Annotated in this window: 14 protein-coding genes; 11 read left to right on the plus strand and 3 right to left on the minus strand. The window is 54.2% G+C overall.

Annotation, left to right across the window (positions count from 1 at the left end; all coding sequences use genetic code 11):
* Window positions 1-70 precede the first annotated feature (70 nt).
* Genes MKX70_RS16885 through MKX70_RS16895 form a run of 3 tightly spaced genes read left to right on the plus strand, consistent with a single transcriptional unit; the run spans window position 71 to window position 3,929 of the window.
* A complete protein-coding gene (locus tag MKX70_RS16885) occupies window positions 71-304 on the plus strand; it encodes a hypothetical protein (protein WP_156123253.1) in 234 nt (77 codons plus the stop codon).
* A gap of 18 nt (window positions 305-322) precedes the next feature.
* Complete coding sequence (locus MKX70_RS16890) at window positions 323-2,101, plus strand: ABC transporter ATP-binding protein (protein ID WP_340840389.1); 1,779 nt, start codon at window positions 323-325, stop codon at window positions 2,099-2,101.
* On the plus strand, window positions 2,082-3,929 hold the full coding sequence (locus MKX70_RS16895; RefSeq protein ID WP_042237810.1) for an ABC transporter ATP-binding protein: 1,848 nt from the start codon (window positions 2,082-2,084) through the stop codon (window positions 3,927-3,929). Before MKX70_RS16890 ends, MKX70_RS16895 begins: the two co-directional genes overlap by 20 nt.
* 466 nt (window positions 3,930-4,395) lie before the next feature.
* On the opposite strand, the gene MKX70_RS16900 is transcribed toward MKX70_RS16895, so the two are convergent.
* Window positions 4,396-4,701, minus strand: a complete 306-nt coding sequence (locus tag MKX70_RS16900; protein WP_042237807.1) for a DUF2627 domain-containing protein — start codon at window positions 4,699-4,701, stop codon at window positions 4,396-4,398.
* Between the two features lie 167 nt (window positions 4,702-4,868).
* On the opposite strand from MKX70_RS16900, the gene lpdA reads away from it, so the two are divergent.
* The 5 genes from lpdA (at window position 4,869) to lipB (ending at window position 11,057) form a co-directional block, all read left to right on the plus strand.
* Entirely contained in the window at window positions 4,869-6,290 is a 1,422-nt protein-coding gene (gene lpdA, locus MKX70_RS16905; protein ID WP_340784493.1) for a dihydrolipoyl dehydrogenase, read from the plus strand.
* A 269-nt stretch (window positions 6,291-6,559) separates the two neighbouring features.
* The gene (locus MKX70_RS16910) at window positions 6,560-7,591 is read left to right on the plus strand and encodes a thiamine pyrophosphate-dependent dehydrogenase E1 component subunit alpha (protein ID WP_042237805.1); all 1,032 of its coding nucleotides are present in this window, start codon (window positions 6,560-6,562) and stop codon (window positions 7,589-7,591) included.
* Window positions 7,592-7,594: 3 nt separating this feature from the next.
* Window positions 7,595-8,581 carry an alpha-ketoacid dehydrogenase subunit beta gene (locus MKX70_RS16915; protein ID WP_042237803.1) on the plus strand — a complete coding sequence of 329 codons (987 nt, stop codon included), beginning with the start codon at window positions 7,595-7,597 and terminating at the stop codon, window positions 8,579-8,581.
* Between the two features lie 270 nt (window positions 8,582-8,851).
* Window positions 8,852-10,282, plus strand: coding sequence for a dihydrolipoamide acetyltransferase family protein (locus MKX70_RS16920; RefSeq protein ID WP_042237801.1), 1,431 nt, complete (start codon window positions 8,852-8,854; stop codon window positions 10,280-10,282).
* Window positions 10,283-10,355: 73 nt separating this feature from the next.
* Complete coding sequence (lipB, locus tag MKX70_RS16925) at window positions 10,356-11,057, plus strand: lipoyl(octanoyl) transferase LipB (protein WP_197073128.1); 702 nt, start codon at window positions 10,356-10,358, stop codon at window positions 11,055-11,057.
* A 73-nt stretch (window positions 11,058-11,130) separates the two neighbouring features.
* Here the strand turns inward: lipB and prli42 are convergent, their stop codons facing one another.
* Window positions 11,131-11,232 carry a stressosome-associated protein Prli42 gene (gene prli42 / locus MKX70_RS16930; RefSeq protein WP_099052488.1) on the minus strand — a complete coding sequence of 34 codons (102 nt, stop codon included), beginning with the start codon at window positions 11,230-11,232 and terminating at the stop codon, window positions 11,131-11,133.
* A 97-nt stretch (window positions 11,233-11,329) separates the two neighbouring features.
* Here prli42 and MKX70_RS16935 point away from each other — a divergent pair, with 97 nt between their 5' ends.
* Window positions 11,330-12,457 (plus strand): M20/M25/M40 family metallo-hydrolase, encoded by a 1,128-nt coding sequence (locus MKX70_RS16935; protein ID WP_042237795.1) that lies wholly within the window; start codon window positions 11,330-11,332, stop codon window positions 12,455-12,457.
* 154 nt (window positions 12,458-12,611) lie between these two features.
* Here MKX70_RS16935 and MKX70_RS16940 read toward each other — a convergent pair whose 3' ends face one another.
* Window positions 12,612-12,785: a hypothetical protein gene (locus tag MKX70_RS16940; RefSeq protein ID WP_160311813.1), complete on the minus strand. Its 174-nt coding sequence runs from the start codon at window positions 12,783-12,785 to the stop codon at window positions 12,612-12,614.
* A gap of 77 nt (window positions 12,786-12,862) precedes the next feature.
* Between MKX70_RS16940 and MKX70_RS16945 the strand changes: the two genes are divergently transcribed.
* Together MKX70_RS16945 and MKX70_RS16950 are read left to right on the plus strand one after the other, a co-directional pair.
* Window positions 12,863-13,435, plus strand: a complete 573-nt coding sequence (locus MKX70_RS16945) for an NUDIX hydrolase (protein ID WP_042138703.1) — start codon at window positions 12,863-12,865, stop codon at window positions 13,433-13,435.
* The gene (locus tag MKX70_RS16950; protein WP_340840390.1) at window positions 13,426-14,622 is read left to right on the plus strand and encodes an endonuclease Q family protein; all 1,197 of its coding nucleotides are present in this window, start codon (window positions 13,426-13,428) and stop codon (window positions 14,620-14,622) included. The genes MKX70_RS16945 and MKX70_RS16950 overlap by 10 nt, the downstream gene beginning before the upstream one ends.
* Window positions 14,623-14,655 lie beyond the last annotated feature (33 nt).

The following is a 14,655-nucleotide window of genomic DNA, read 5'->3' on the forward strand; positions in this document are numbered from 1 at the left end:
CCAGTGAAAAGATTGCTCCAGCGGGGATGTGATATAATGAACGCAATTATGTCTTCAGCAGGAGAATCCTGTGAACAGAAAGGAAGTTGCCCTAGTGACAGAGAAATTGGAGCAATACAAGGAACGGCTGAACCTACTTCAGGAGAAGGGGGAACTAAGCCCTGAGTCGGAGGCTTTACTGGTCGAAATGCTGGCAGAATTGACGGAGCTAAACCGCAGTAATAAGGCACTGCGCCGGGTGATCCTGAAATCGGGACAAGGCACAGCGATGTCTACCCGTCTTCGGGATGCGCTCTACGAATAAATAAATGGGGTATAACCGATGAAGCTAACCTTCTCTTATCTTAAAAAATACCGTGTCGCAGCCATTGCCGCGCTGGTAATGATGCTGATCGAGCTGGCAGTAGAGCTGTCGCAGCCATTGCTGATCTCCAAAATCATTGATGAAGGCATCCGGGAAAAAGATACAGCAGTAGTCTGGCTGTGGGGCGGTGTGCTTGTGGGAAGCGCAGCAGTGGCGTTTCTTGCCGGAGTGCTCAGCTCCTTTTTTGCCTCGCATGCCAGCCAGGGGTTCGCGTTCGACCTGCGGGACAAGCTGTATGAGAAGGTGCAATCCTTCTCTTATGAGATCTTCAGCCGCTTCCCTACTTCGTCGCTGATTACACGGCTTACCGGTGATGTGTCTCAGCTGCAGGATACGATATTCATGGGTCTGCGGTTCATGACCCGTATCCCGCTGGTAGTGGTGGGCAGTGTAATTATGGCGCTCGTGGTGCATGTCAGGCTGGGGCTGCTGCTTACGGTGACGCTGCCGTTTTTGGTGATATTCCTCCTATGGCTGATGCGCAGAGCCTCTGTTCTGTTCCGCAATGTGCAGAACCGGCTGGATGATGTCAATGGTGTTATTCAGGAGAACCTTACCGGTATCCGTCTGATTCGTGTATTTGTGCGCATGGGTCATGAGATTGGCCGGTTTGCCTCGTTCAGCGGGAAGCTGATGCAATCGACCGTTGCCGCACTGCGGCTGACAGAGACCTCGACACCGTTCATTATGATCATCGTGAATGCTGGGATTCTGGCTGTATTATGGTTTGGCCGGATTGAGATTTCTTCGGGAGATGCAACGCTCGGGCAGACCGTTGCAGTCATTAACTACTCCCTGCGCACCATGGGTGCACTGTCTGCGCTGTCTTGGATCATGGTAAGCTTCTCGCGTGCCAGAGCTTCTTCCGTGCGCATCGATGAAGTGATGTCGGCCAGTGAAGGTCCGGGGGAATTGGGGATGGCGCCTTTGAAGGGGATGGGGCCAGCCCAAACGGGCTCTCTGCATCAGAATCAGGTGCGAGCCATTAAGGGGAAGGTCGAGTTCCGGAAGGTCGGGTTCAGTTATCCCGGCAGTGAAATTAAGGTGCTGGAGGACATTTCCTTCACCGTGCAGCCGGGGGAGCGCGTGGCAATTATGGGCGCAACCGGCTCCGGTAAATCCTCTCTGGTAACGCTGATCCCCCGTCTGTATGAATGTGGCAGCGGTGTCATCAGGATTGATGGGATGAAGACTATGGAGATGGACATACAGGCATTGCGGGGGGCGATTGGTTATGTACCGCAGGAAGTGCTGCTGTTCACCGGCTCGATCCGTGAGAATATTGCCTGGGGGAACGCGCAGGCGAGTCAGGCGGAGATTGAACAGGCGGCAGCAGCCGCACAGATTCATGAGACTGTTGCTGAACTGCCCCAGGGCTACGACACTAAGCTCGGACAACGCGGAGTTAATCTGTCCGGCGGACAGAAGCAGCGTCTGACCATCGCGCGGGCGCTGGTACGCAAACCGGCGATTCTGATTCTGGATGACAGCACCAGTGCGCTTGATGCGGTGACGGAGGGGCTTTTACTGGCGGAACTGAAGAAGATGTCCTGCACAACGTTCCTCATCACCCAGAAGATCAGTTCCACTGTGTCGGCCGATCTGATTCTGCTGCTGGATGAAGGACGATTGATTGCCCAGGGGACGCATGCAGAACTGATGGATGAGTCCCCGTTGTACCGCAAAATCTATCAGTCACAGACAGGGGAGGCGCAGCATGTTCAAAGCACTCATTGAGCCGTTCCGCCATCCGAAGCTGGAGGTCGGACTGGGAGAAGGGAAGATCTTCGGGGCGATGGGCGCCCGGAAACCGAAGGCCAAAGCTAAGAACTGGTCCGGTACGCTTGGACGGATATGGAGTTATCTTGCGGAGCGCAGGGCTAAGCTGGTATTGGTACTGTTTATGGTTCTGCTCAGCTCAGGGCTGTCCCTGCTTGGACCATACCTGATCAGCCGGGCGGTGGACCGCTATCTTGAAGGGGACGGGGGCAGGACCTGGGTAATTTTTCTAATCATACTGGCGCTTGTCTATCTGCTTAATTCTCTGATCTCCTGGCTGCAGAATATCTGGATGATCGAGATTGCCCAGGAGACCGTATACCGGATGCGTACGGAGCTGTTCTCTCATCTGCACCGTCTGCCGATCTCCTTCTTCAACCGCAGGCAGCAGGGGGAGATTATGAGCCGGCTAACCAATGATATTGAGAATATCAGCTCGACGCTGAACAGCTCGGCGATTCAGATTTTCTCCAGTATCCTGACACTGGTGGGCACAGTGGGCGTGATGCTGTGGCTCAGTCCCTTGCTGACGCTGCTGACCTTCATTGTTGTGCCGTTGATGATGCTGGGTATGCGCTGGATTACCCGGCGGACAGGCCCGCTGTTCAAGGAGCGGCAGCGCAATATGGGCGAGCTGAACGGCTATATAGAAGAAACCTTGTCGGGGCAGCGGATTATCAAAGCCTTCTCGCAGGAGGAGCGGGTCATTACCGGCTTCAGAGAGCGCAATATGCGGATCATGCTGTCGGGGTATTGGGCCCAGTCCATCTCAGGCTTCATCCCCAAGCTGATGAATGGTCTGAACAACCTAAGCTTTGCAATCGTTGCCGGAGTCGGGGGGCTGCTCGCCATCCGCGGACTCGTAACAGTAGGGATAATTATTGCTTTTGCCGAATATGCACGTCAATTCACACGCCCGCTGAATGATCTGGCGAACCAGTGGAACACGCTTCTATCGGCAATTGCCGGAGCAGAGCGGGTATTCGAAGTACTCGATGAAGAAACCGAAGCCAAGGATGAGGGGGCAGCGGTAAAGCTGCAGCATGTGGAGGGCGCGGTGAAGTTCTCAGGCGTGTCATTCTCCTATGATGGAGGTGCAGCTACGCTGCAGGATATTTCTTTTGAAGCTAAGCCCGGAGAGATGATTGCGCTGGTTGGACCTACTGGAGCCGGCAAAACCACCCTAATCGGCCTGCTGTCCCGCTTCTACGATCCGAGTAAAGGAAGTATTACGCTGGACGGAAGAGAGCTCTCCACGATTACCCGGGAAAGTCTGCGCAGCCATATGGCCTTCGTATTGCAGGATTCCTTTCTGTTCAAAGGTACGATCCGCGATAATATCCGTTACGGAAGACTGGACGCATCCGACGAAGAGGTTGAGGAGGCTGCTAAGCTTGCCAACGCCCACGCCTTCATTATGAGGCTGCAGGGCGGTTATGACCGGATGTTGTCCGTAGACGGCAGCGGCATCAGCCAGGGGCAGAAGCAGCTGCTTGCTATTGCCCGGGCAATTCTCGCGAATCCCTCTATGCTGGTGCTTGATGAAGCTACGAGCAGTATTGATACGGTGACCGAGATCAAGATTCAGGAAGGCCTTCAGGCGCTGATGAAAGGGCGGACAAGCTTCGTGATCGCCCACAGGCTGGGCACGATCCGGGCTGCTGACCGCATACTGGTGCTCCAGGGCGGGCGCCTGATTCAGCAGGGTTCTCATGAGGAGCTATTGCGGCAGGGCGGTCTCTATAGCGAACTGGTACAGGGGAGCAAGGGGGCTGCAGCGCAGTAAGTTGCTGCAGGCAAGGATGGGATTGGGAAGATCCATTGCTGAAATAGGCGGTGCAGAGATCGGGCGAATTTAATGAAATCCTGCAAAATACAACATTCCCCTCTTCCTACCGGCCTAAAACCAAAATTGTTGTAGAAAATGCAGGAGTTCACCATATTTAAGCGGCTTAGCCGGATTATTGTTGTATTTCATACAACAATCTATCTGAACACCTGGATATCTGGGTATCAAAGTTGCAAGACGTACAACATTGTTGTCTACAGCGGCCGAATAGAAAATGCTTCCTAAGCCGGCAATGAATCAAGTATAAGAGGTTGTCGTATTCCGGGTGCGGATCAGAATTTTCTCCAGCTCAAGCTACATTGCATTTGATTTCAGAACATTCGAACTGCAAAAGGGGATGCCTCAGCAGCCATTTCAATCCTGGCTTGGGACATCCCCTGCTTATTAGTGTTATTGATTATTGTTAGGGTGTGGCATTGGTGGGTGGGGGCTGCTGCGCTTTCTGTTTCTCTCTGAACCGAGGTCCTACGTAGTTCTTCTTGCGGTCCCGGGTCAGAATCCAGCCGCCCAGAAAGCTCATTCCGGCCAGAAATAAGAGCAATCCGCCGCCAAAATGCGACCAGGCGAAATCCGGAGTGACGGAGTCGTCGCCATGCATGGAGATAAAGTTGAAAATATCATCTTTCATCATCAGGAAGCCCTTCATGGCCAGAAGGCCGGGGATCACCAGGATAAGGATGGCAATGAAGCGTGAAATGAGCAGTTTCATAATCGTCCCTCCTCTTCGCAGCCGTTTGAATTCACCCCTATGATAACGCTTCAATTAGTAAAAGTCCATGGATACATGACGTTTATAAGTTTTGTAATAGAATCAAAAGAGAGTACAATATAATAGGTTAAACTGAACTTTAGAGGAATGACTGGAGGATACATATCATGACAATTACCTGCGATGTGGCAATACTTGGTGGAGGTACCGGCGGTTATGTGGCGGCGATCCGCGCCGCGCAGCTCGGCAAATCCGTCGTCGTCATCGAAATGGACAAGCTGGGCGGAACCTGCCTGCACCGCGGCTGTATTCCCAGCAAATCACTGCTGCGCAGTGCCGAGGTATTTGCTGAAATCAAGGAGAGCGAAAGCTACGGTATAGAGACAACTGGCGTAGAGCTGGTGTTTCCCAAAGTGCAGCTGCGCAAGGAAGCGGTAGTGGAGCAGCTCCATCAGGGAGTGCAGTATCTGATGCGTAAGAATAAAATTCAGATTCTCAAAGGCAAAGGCCGGATCATCGGTCCGTCTATCTTCTCTCCGCGCAGCGGTGCAGTTGCCGTGGAGATGGAGGATGGCGAGATGGAGACGGTGGTCTCCACCAATCTCATCATTGCTACCGGATCACGTCCACGTATACTGCCTGGCCTTACGCCTGACGGCAAGGTGATACTGAGCAGTGAAGAAGCGCTGACGCTCGAAGAGCTTCCGGCTTCTATCATCATTGTCGGCGGCGGGGTTATCGGCGTGGAATGGGCCTCGATGCTGGCTGATTTCGGTGTGCAGGTAACTATTGTCGAGGCCGCCGGCCAGTTGCTGCCGCAGGAAGATGAAGAGATCGCCCGTGAACTGCTGCGTCTGCTTAAGAAACGCGGTGTCAAAGTGTTGACGGGGACTACCGTGGATGCGGAGACATGTACGCTATCGGAGTCCGGAATTACGATAGAAGCCCGCAAGGGTGAGCAGAGTCAGAGCCTGTCGGCGGAGAAGCTGCTGGTATCCGTAGGGCGAGTAGCGAATATCGAGAATATCGGCCTGGAAAATACAGATATCCGCTTCGACAAAGGTGTCATCGGAGTGAATGCCAGCATGCAGACGGGGGAGCCTCATATCTACGCTATTGGCGACTGCATCGGCGGACTGCAGCTGGCACATGCGGCCAGCCATGAAGGCATCCGTGCTGTGAATCACCTGGCGGGCGAAACGCTCCATCCGTATGAAGCACATCTTGTTCCCCGCTGTGTCTATACGCGGCCGGAGGTGGCAAGTGTCGGTTATACCGAGAAGGAAGCGAAGGCGCTGGGACATGAGACTGTAACCGGCAAATTCCCGTTCTCGGCTATCGGCAAAGCGATTGTCTACGGCATGAAGGACGGCTTCGTAAAAGTGGTCGCCGACTCGAAGAGCGGGGATATCCTCGGCGTGCAGATGATTGGCCCGCATGTGACGGACCTGATCGGTGAAGCGGCATTGGCACAGATTCTGGATGCAACACCCTGGGAGGTTGGAGAGGCGGTCCATGCCCATCCGACACTCTCGGAGATCATCGGGGAAGCGATGCTGGCGGTGGATGGAAGAGCAATTGGATTCTAAGATACGTTGAAGGGGCTAAAGTGAATGCCGGACGGAGCTGAGGGCGCTTGATGCGCCTAAACAGCTCCATAGCGGTATTTCTTGGCTTTTCTTTTTGTATGGAAAGGGATTATAATGAACATAGATTGAATTTAGTACCTGGTTTTAAGATCAGGGCATATACTTTGTTGAGTCATACTTAGCAAAGCTAGCGAACGCTTCCGGAGCCGGGTTGTACGACCTGAATTCAGGAAGTTATGCTTACAAAACTTTTAGGAGGTACCTCTTATATGGAATCCCAAGGTACTGTAGAAACCGTTAACCGACATAAACAGCTTGGACTCAGCGACGGCCAGGTTATCGATATGTACAGATTCATGCAGCTCGGGCGCAAATACGATGAGCGCAGTCTGCTGCTTCAGCGCGCAGGCAAGATCAACTTCCATGTGTCCGGCATCGGACAGGAATCGGCACAGGTCGCGGCGGCTTTTGCGCTGGACCGGGAGAATGATTATTTCCTTCCGTATTACCGTGATTATGCGTTCGTGCTGTCGGTAGGAATGACCACGCGTGAGCTGATGCTGTCCGTATTCGCCAAGGCGGAAGATCCCAATAGCGGCGGCCGGCAAATGCCGGGCCACTTCGGAAGCAAACGCCTGCGCATCGTAACGGGATCAAGTCCGGTTACGACCCAGGTTCCGCATGCTGTAGGCTTCGCGCTGGCGGCCAAGATGCAGAAGAAAAAGTTCGTTTCCTTTGTTACGTTCGGTGAAGGCTCCAGTAACCAGGGTGATTTTCATGAAGCGTGTAACTTCGCCGGTGTGAATAAGCTGCCGGTCATCATTTTCTGCCAGAACAACCAGTATGCGATCTCCATTCCGGCCCACAAGCAGCTTGGAGGCAAGGTAAGTGACCGCGCCCTCGGCTATGGATTCCCGGGTGTCCGGGTGGATGGCAATGATCCGCTTGAGGTCTACCGTGTGGTCAAAGAGGCGAGGGAGCGTGCGCTCGCCGGAGAAGGACCCACCCTGATTGAAGCGATGATGTACCGCCTGTCCCCGCATTCCACCTCGGACAATGATCTGGCTTACCGGACCAAGGAAGAGGTTGACGAGAACTGGAAAAAGGACGGTATCGCCGCGTTCCGCACATACCTGACCGGACTGGGTCTGTGGAGTGACGAGCAGGAGCGTGATCTGGTTGCCGAATATAATCTTGAATTGAAAGAGGCCATAACCTACGCCGAAAATGCACCGTTCCCGAAACCGGAAGATACGCTGCTGCATGTGTACGATGAATCCGGCCTCAAGGGAGGAGCATAAACAATGGCGATGATGGAATATATCGATGCAATCCGGCTGGCAATGAAGGAAGAGATGGAGCGCGATGATTCGGTGTTCGTGCTGGGTGAGGACGTCGGCGTGAAGGGCGGCGTGTTCACGACCACCAAAGGACTGCAGGAGCAGTTCGGTGCAGAGCGTGTGCTTGACACTCCGCTTGCAGAGTCAGCCATTGCCGGTGTTGCGATCGGCGCAGCAATGTACGGCATGAAGCCGATTGCCGAAATGCAGTACTCGGATTTCATGCTGCCGGCTACGAACCAGATTATCAGCGAGGCGGCCAAAATCCGCTACCGCTCCAATAACGACTGGAATTGTCCGGTAGTGATCCGCGCGCCTATCGGCGGCGGGATCTTCGGCGGATTATACCACTCCCAGTGTCCGGAATCGATCTTCTTCGGGACTCCGGGACTGAAGATTGTAGCCCCGTATTCAGCCGCAGATGCCAAGGGACTGCTGAAGGCTGCTGTCCGTGACCCTGATCCGGTGCTGTTCTTCGAGAACAAGAAATGCTACAAGCTGATCAAGGAAGATGTGCCGGAGGGCGACTATATTGTGCCGATCGGTGAAGCGAATCTGCTGCGTGAAGGCAGCGATATTACGGTGATCGGGTATAGCCTGCCGCTGCATTTTGCGATGCAGGCAGCGGAAGAGCTGGAACGCGAGCAGGGCATCACCGCGCATATTCTGGATCTGCGCACCCTGCAGCCGCTGGACCGCGAGGCGATTATTGCCGCTGTCCGCCAGACCGGCAAGGTGCTGATTGTCCACGAGGACAACAAGACCGGAGGCATTGGCGGGGAAGTGGCAGCGATTATCGCTGAGCACTGCCTGTTTGATCTGGATGCGCCAATCTTCCGCCTGTGCGGACCTGATGTGCCGGCGATGCCCATCTCTCCGCCGATGGAGAAGTTCTTTATGCTGAGCAAGGACAAATTAAAGGTGGAGATGCTGCGTTTGGCGCAGTACTAACATATCGGAACAACAGATGGATATTTAAGCTCACCCAGTATGTACATTGGGTATGAATGTTGCAATTATTGCAGTTTAGATTCGAAATTAGCGGTGGGTTGGGCAGATTGCTGTATGAAATACAACAATTTGCACGCTTCTCGGCTTGGATAAAGAGAAATGCTGCCTTTTGTACAACTTTTTTGATTTTTGACCGATATGCTTCCGAAGCCAGTTTTGTCGAAGCTAACTCAGGAAGTAAATGCTTACAAAATTTTAAGGAGTGACATTATGTCTGACAATACAAAGCTGACGGATGTAATCATGCCGCAGCTGGCAGAATCGCTGGTATCGGCAACGATCGGGAAATGGCTGAAGCAGCCGGGCGATACGATCGAGCAATATGAGCCAATCTGTGAGCTGATTACGGATAAGGTAAATGCTGAGCTGCCGGCTACCGTAGACGGTACGCTGGTGGAGCTGCTCGCCGAAGAAGGCCAGACGGTCAGCGTCGGCGAGATCATCGCGCGCATCGCAGTAGCCGGTGCAGCAGCCCCTGCGGCATCCGCTGCGGCCCCGTCACAGGCAGCTGCCGCTGCGGGAACTGCCAATGCCGCAACCCCGGCGGCACCCGGCGCAGCGCCGCAGCCTGCCCACGCCTCCTTCCGGCAGTCTGTGCCGGCTGCGGCTTTTGACGCGGATGCTCCGATGCGTTCCCGTTACTCTCCGGCTGTGCAGACGCTGGCCGCCGAGCACGGCATCAACCTTGCGGCCGTGCCGGGCACCGGCCTGGGCGGACGCATCACACGCAAGGATGTGCTCGCGTTCCTGGAGAGCGGTGCAGCTGCGGCTCAGCCAGCAACTACAGCCCCAACTGCTGCTGCTCCTGCGCCGCAGCAGCCTGTATTCCAGCCTATTCAGGAAGAAGTGCGCGAAGAGCTTCAGCATTTGCGTCACTCCGGCCTGCACTTAAGCGAGTCGCCGAAGATTCCGACGATCGAAGTGGAAGGCGGGCGGGGCAGCAGCTCGGAATACCTGATCGACGTTACGCCGATCCGTAATACGATCGCTACCCGTATGCGGCAGAGCGTCTCGGAGATTCCGCATGCCTGGACGATGATTGAGGTGGATGTGACCAATCTTGTCGTGCTGCGCAACAAGCTTAAGGATGAATTCAAGCGCAAAGAGGGCATTAACCTGACCTATCTGGCTTTTCTGATGAAGGCAGTTGTCAGTGCAATCAAGGATTACCCGATCATGAACTCGGTCTGGGCCGTTGACAAAATCATCGTTAAACGCGATATCAATATCTCGCTTGCCGTAGGCACGGAGGATTCCGTAATGACACCGGTCATCAAAAAGGCCGACCAGAAGAACGTTGCCGGCTTGGCCCGCGAGATCGACGAACTGGCGCTGAAGACCCGTGAAGGCAAGCTGCGGCTGGAAGATATGCAGGGCGGCACGTTCACGGTTAACAACACCGGCTCGTTCGGCTCGATTCTGTCCTATCCGATCATTAACTATCCGCAGGCGGCGATTCTAACCTTTGAATCTATCGTGAAAAAACCAGTGGTCATCAATGATATGATCGCCGTCCGCTCGATGGCCAATATCTGCCTGTCTCTGGATCACCGGATTCTGGATGGAGTCATCAGCGGGCGTTTCCTGCAGCGTGTGAAGGATAATGTGGAAGGTTATACGCCGGACACCAAGCTGTACTAATGCTTTAAGGCAGCTGCGGAACCCTGTGACAGGGAGAATATGAAGCAAAGGGGACCTTATGACCATGGACAACCTGAACTTAAGCAAACTGGAAGTTTCCTATCTCCCGCTGATGGAATACGGCGCGGCCTGGGAGCTGCAAAAGGAAGCGGTGCAGGGGATTGACGCAGGCATAGCTTCCGAGCGGCTGATCCTTCTGCAGCATCCGCCAACCTATACCATCGGTTCACAGAATCATCCGGAGCATCTGCTCCTTAGCGTGGAACAGCTTAGGAAACAAGGGATTGCGCTGTTTGAAATCGACCGCGGAGGAGATATTACATATCACGGGCCGGGCCAGCTTGTAGGTTATCCTCTCCTGAAGCTTGGCGAAGACGGCAAGGTCGATCTGCACGGATATCTGCGCAGGCTGGAGGCCGTTATTATTGCCTTTCTGGCTTCACACGGGATATCAGGAACCCGCAAGCAGGGATATACGGGCGTGTGGGTCGGCGATGAGAAAATTTGTGCGATCGGCGTCAAATTCAACAAGAGTAAATTCCGCAGAGGTTTTATTACCAGCCACGGCTTCGCCTTCAACATCTCAGCCGGAATCAGCCAAAGCGGCTTCTCGGGAATCATCCCCTGCGGCATCGCTGAATATGGGGTCACTTCACTTGAGGAATGCACCGGGCGCTCCTTTGGCCTGGAGAGCGTTGCTTCCGAGCTGGTGCCTTATTTCTTGCAGCAGTTTCCGTATGAAGCGGTTGCCGGGGCTGCAAGTGCTGCAGAATAAGGAATGCTGAATCCAGGCAACGTCAAACAGCGCCCGGAGAATCCGGACGCTGTTATTCAAGTACTAAACGTGACTAACCGGCCATAAACGGCTCGATGACAAAGAGCACCGTAGAGGCGATCATAGCGATTAGCATAATGTAGATAATGATGCGGAACCATTTTTTCTGTTGCATGAGTGACTCCTTTGAGATTAGTTTAAGTTAAGAACGTAGGCGTTAGACAACGCAGTACAACCATTGTAACGTATCCGCGAAAGAGAGGGAAGTCCAAGTGATATCACAAGACCGGTTGATTAATGAATTCATGGAGCTTGTCCGTATTGATAGTGAGACCAGAAATGAACGGCCGATTGCCGATGTACTTAAGGAAAAATTCAGCAATCTGGGACTGACAGCTGTTGAAGATGATTCCCAGGAGAGAACGGGACACGGGGCGGGCAATCTGTTCGTAACCTGGCCTGGGGACAGTGGCGTGAGCGCGCCTAAGCTGCTCTTCACCTGCCACATGGATACAGTGGTTCCCGGGCAGAATATTAAGCCTTCCCTTGGGGAAGACGGCTGGATTACCAGCGATGGCAGTACAATTCTCGGAGCGGATGACAAAGCGGGACTTGCCGCATTGTTCGAAGCGATCCGGGTGATTCAGGAGCAGAAGCTTCCGCACGGGCAGATTCAGTTTGTCATTACGGCAGGCGAAGAGTCCGGGCTGATGGGCGCACGCGCAATGGACCCGGCGCATCTGGATGCCGATCTTGGCTTCGCGCTTGATTCCAATGGTGAAGTAGGAGCGATCGCCATTGCTGCGCCGACACAGGCGCGCGTAACGATGCAGATCTTCGGCAAATCCGCTCATGCCGGAGTTAATCCGGAGGATGGAATCAGTGCGATTCAAGTGGCGAGCAAAGCGATTTCGGCGATGAAGCTTGGACGGATCGATAATGAAACGACAGCGAATATCGGCAAATTTGCCGGCGGCGGCCCGACCAATGTGGTCTGCGACCATGTGCAGCTGGATGCGGAAGCCCGCAGTATTGTGCAGGAGAAGGTAGAACTGCAGATTGCCTCTATGCGTGAAGCCTTGGAGACAACCGCACGTGACAACGGCGCACAGAGTGAATTCCGCAGCGAAATCATTTATCCGGCGTTCAGCTTTAATGAACATGATCCGGTGGTACAGCTGGCAGACCGCGCGATTACTTCACTGGGACTGACTACCCGGCTGTTCGCTTCCGGAGGCGGCAGTGATGCCAATGTGTTCAATGGCCTGAAGGTTCCTACTGTGAATCTGGCTGTCGGCTATGAGGATATCCACACAACGAAGGAAAGGATCAAAGCCGAAGATATTGTCAAAGTAGCCAGCCTGGTTGTTGCCATTGTGGCTGAGAGCCAAAAGGGCTGATATCAAAAACTGCGCAGATGCCTGCCGGTATTGAGGCCGGCTGCGCTTAAATGTAACAAGAAGGAGCTGTTCCGGAATTCACCGGGAGACAGCTCCTTCTTGTTACTAGGTGAAGCTAATCTTCCTCACGGATATCCGGAAGAACGAAGCGGCATTATCCTGCCTTGGAAGCTGTGATCCGCGTTTCCGCCTGGAGCAGCAGGATGTAGGATAGGGGCATATCACGCCCGTACTGCTTCATCCATCCGGCCATTACAGCCTTGATCTGCTCCGGTTTACCTACCATTGTAACTGCGGATGAGCTTGCTCGGACAAGACAATCATTCATGCCTGCATTCCTTCTTTCCTTTTAAGTTTGCTATAATACACCCTATGCATAACCATGCCAAAGGAGACCACAAATCTATGAAAAACGATGAAATCAACCGCAACCCCGCATTGGATGAAGAAACATTGTCGACGAAGCCGATCTTTACTGGCAACATTATTTCGCTGCAGGTGGACACGGTGAAGCTGCCTGACGGCAATACAGCAACCCGTGAGGTGGTGAAGCATCCGGGGGCCGTAGCTGTACTGGCACTGAATAACGGTAAAATGCTTGTAGTGGAACAGTACCGCCAGCCGATGCACCGTACTGAAGTGGAGATACCTGCAGGCAAGCTGGACAAAGGCGAGGATCCGCTGGCGGCTGCGGGCCGTGAGCTTCAGGAGGAGACCGGATTCCACAGCGGCGGGCTGAAGCTGTTGAAGTCGTTCTACACCTCTCCCGGCTTCGCCGATGAGATCATTCACCTCTATGTGACAGAAGATGCCCAGCCGGGTGAGATGGCGCTGGATGAGGATGAATTCCTGGAGGTTTCCGAGCTGACGCTGGAGGAAGCGTACCAGTATATCGCGGATGGACGTATTGCGGATGCCAAGACCATGATGGCTGTCTACGCCTGGCATCTGTATACGCTGACGGGACAATGGCACTAGAGTCCACGCTGCAGAGCGTTTACTGCGACCTGCATGTGCATATCGGGCGGACTTCAGAGGGACAGGCGGTCAAAATCAGCGGCAGCCGCGAGCTCACCTTCGCCGGGATTGCCAAAGAGGCGGCGGAGCGCAAGGGGATCGGTCTGATCGGCATCATCGACAGCCACTCCCCGGGGGTGCTGCGGGATATTCATGCGGCGCTGGATTCCGGCGAGATGACGATAGCAGAAGGCGGCGGAATTGCCTACAGGGGGACTACGATCATCCTGGGAACCGAGATTGAGATCCGTGAGCCCGGGCGAAAAGAGTGCCATGTCCTGGCCTTCATGCCGGACCTTGGGACCATGGAAGAGTTCAGCAGCTGGATGAGCGCCCATATGCGGAACGTGAATCTAAGCTCCCAGCGCCTGTATGCACCCTCCCGGGTGCTGCAGGACGAGATTACCGGACGGGGAGGATTGCTGATTCCGGCACATATTTTCACTCCGCACAAAGGGCTATACGGCTGTGCAGCGGAACGTCTGGCTGACTTATTTGACCTGGAACGCATTGCGGCAGTGGAGCTAGGACTCAGTGCGGATTCGGAAATGGCCGGATATATTTCAGAGCTTGACCCATACAGCTTCCTGACCAATTCTGACGCTCATTCCCTGGGCAAAATCGGCCGTGAGTATAATGTGATTGAGATGCAGCAGCCCTCTTTCCATGAGCTGGAGCTGGCGCTGAAACGCTCGGAGGGACGCCGGATCAGTGCCAACTTCGGGCTGAACCCCAAGCTGGGGAAATACCACCGCACATATTGCGGCGGCTGCGGCAGCATTATCGATGAGGCGTACGCGACTTCAGAGCACTGTCCGTATTGCGGCAGTCCGAAGCTGGTGAAAGGTGTGCTGGACCGTATTCTTGATATTGCGGACCGTGAGCAGCCGCTGGTTCCGGCATACCGTCCGCCGTACCATTATCAGGTGCCTCTGGAGTTTATTCCGGGACTTGGCAAGCGCAAGCTGAATGATCTGCTGCAGGCGTTTGGCACAGAGATGAATATACTGCACAAGGCGGGTGAAGCCGAGCTTGCGGCTGTCGCCGGACAAGAGCTTGCAGAGCTAATCGTACTGGCCCGTACCGGCAAGCTTGCGCTCTCTTCAGGAGGCGGAGGGACGTACGGCAAGGTCATTAAGGGGAAGTAACCAAGGACAAGTCATAGAGCGGGACATTCCTTC

The organism is Paenibacillus sp. FSL R7-0312 (assembly GCF_038004445.1).
Taxonomy (GTDB): domain Bacteria; phylum Bacillota; class Bacilli; order Paenibacillales; family Paenibacillaceae; genus Paenibacillus_AQ.

What these genes read in the sequence shown, in the direction of transcription:
- MKX70_RS16890 (WP_340840389.1), top strand. Translation starts at nt 323, where the DNA reads ATGAAGCTAACCTTCTCTTATCTTAAAAAATACCGTGTCGCAGCCATT.
- MKX70_RS16895 (WP_042237810.1), top strand. Translation starts at nt 2,082, where the DNA reads ATGTTCAAAGCACTCATTGAGCCGTTCCGCCATCCGAAGCTGGAGGTC.
- MKX70_RS16900 (WP_042237807.1), bottom strand. Translation starts at nt 4,701, where the DNA reads ATGAAACTGCTCATTTCACGCTTCATTGCCATCCTTATCCTGGTGATC.
- lpdA (WP_340784493.1), top strand. Translation starts at nt 4,869, where the DNA reads ATGACAATTACCTGCGATGTGGCAATACTTGGTGGAGGTACCGGCGGT.
- MKX70_RS16910 (WP_042237805.1), top strand. Translation starts at nt 6,560, where the DNA reads ATGGAATCCCAAGGTACTGTAGAAACCGTTAACCGACATAAACAGCTT.
- MKX70_RS16915 (WP_042237803.1), top strand. Translation starts at nt 7,595, where the DNA reads ATGGCGATGATGGAATATATCGATGCAATCCGGCTGGCAATGAAGGAA.
- MKX70_RS16920 (WP_042237801.1), top strand. Translation starts at nt 8,852, where the DNA reads ATGTCTGACAATACAAAGCTGACGGATGTAATCATGCCGCAGCTGGCA.
- prli42 (WP_099052488.1), bottom strand. Translation starts at nt 11,232, where the DNA reads ATGCAACAGAAAAAATGGTTCCGCATCATTATCTACATTATGCTAATC.
- MKX70_RS16940 (WP_160311813.1), bottom strand. Translation starts at nt 12,785, where the DNA reads ATGAATGATTGTCTTGTCCGAGCAAGCTCATCCGCAGTTACAATGGTA.
- MKX70_RS16945 (WP_042138703.1), top strand. Translation starts at nt 12,863, where the DNA reads ATGAAAAACGATGAAATCAACCGCAACCCCGCATTGGATGAAGAAACA.
- MKX70_RS16950 (WP_340840390.1), top strand. Translation starts at nt 13,426, where the DNA reads ATGGCACTAGAGTCCACGCTGCAGAGCGTTTACTGCGACCTGCATGTG.